The organism is Rhodococcus sp. OK611 (assembly GCF_003050885.1).
In the GTDB taxonomy this organism is placed as follows: Bacteria; Actinomycetota; Actinomycetes; order Mycobacteriales; family Mycobacteriaceae; genus Rhodococcus_G; species Rhodococcus_G oryzae.
Map to the genome: position 1 here is coordinate 1 of NZ_QAOZ01000039.1, position 1,278 is coordinate 1,278.

General features: G+C 68.3%; 2 protein-coding genes. Both read right to left on the reverse strand.

Going from position 1 to position 1,278, the window contains the following annotated elements; genetic code table 11:
- Positions 1–58: 58 nt before the first annotated feature.
- On the reverse strand, positions 59–736 hold the full coding sequence (locus tag C8K38_RS26750; RefSeq protein ID WP_108168852.1) for an MspA family porin: 678 nt from the start codon (positions 734–736) through the stop codon (positions 59–61).
- A gap of 98 nt (positions 737–834) precedes the next feature.
- Positions 835–1,278 (reverse strand): MspA family porin (locus C8K38_RS26755; protein WP_181320866.1); only part of this gene is annotated, 444 nt, incomplete at its 5' end.

The following is a 1,278-nucleotide window of genomic DNA, read 5'->3' on the forward strand; positions in this document are numbered from 1 at the left end:
CCGGGTTCGGTCGCGTGAGGGGCGCGGCCGAGTGGTCCGGGTGCGTTCTTGGGTGGGGTCAGCCGATGCTGAAGGGCTGGCCCCAGAGGGTGACGTTGCTGGTGACGTTGGCGGTGTTGACGGTGACCTTGACGTAGGAGCGGGCCTGGGCGTAGCCGGCGCAGCCGCTGACGCCGAGGGTGGAGTCGGCCCAGGTGACGCTGCCCTTGCCTTTGTAGGGGTTTGCGGCGCGGTGTTGTTCGGCGCCGAAGGCGTCGGCGAGTTCGAGATCGAGGATCTTGTAGTCCACGGCCTGGCCGGGTGCGATGGACAGGTTGCCTGCGGCCTTTGCCGAGTCGGGCGCGGTCTTGATCGCCTCGCCTTCCCAGTCGCGCTTCATGCTGCCGTCGGTGCCGGTTTTGCCGCCGAGGGTGAGTTGGCAGGCGACGATGTAGCCGGGCTGGATGGTGCCTGCGCCGCCGCCGGAGACCTCGACCTTGGCGCTGCCGGAGACCCAGACGTTGCGGTGCAGCGGGGTCGCGCCCATGGACGGGGAGATGGTGGCGGATTCGCCGGTGCGGGTGATGGTGACGACGGTGCCGTCGACGAGGGTCTCGGTGATCGTGCCGTCGGGCAGCGGGACGAGGGTGCCGGCGTTGGCCGCGCCCGCGGACAGGAAGCCGAGCGCGATGGCGGCGGCGCTGCCGGCGCTCGCGATCTTGAGCCCGCGACGCAGGCCGGTGGTGTTGACGTTCATGAATTCCCCTCTGAGGGTTCAGGTATCGAGTTCAGGCGTGGACTGTGCGCGTGTCGTACCCCAGTCGGGGTGCAACACGCGCACGGGCGGCGCAGCCGCTATCCGATGCTGAAGGGCTGGCCGTACAGGGTGGTCTTGGAGTAGTCGTTGCCGACGATCTCGACCACGGTGTAGGAGCGGGCCTGTGCGAAGCCGCCGCAGTTCTGGATCTCGAGCTGGGTGTCCTGGTACTGGACCGAGTACTTGCCGTTCTTCTTGATGTCCTTGCCCGCGACGCTGACGAACTTGACCTGGCCTGCGGAGACCGGGACGGTCAGCGAACCGGAGATCGAGGGCCCGGAGAGGTCGATGCCTGCGCCGATGGAGCCGCCGAGGCCGGTGATGTCGACCTGGCAGCCGACGATGTAGCCGGTGTTGATGCGCGAGATCCCGTGCGTGGAGGAGTTGTTGGTGCCGGGGGTGTTGGCGGCTGCGTTGAACGGGCCGGCTTCGCCTTCCTTGGTGATGCCGGTGACGTCGGCGGTGACGGTGCCGGAGACCCA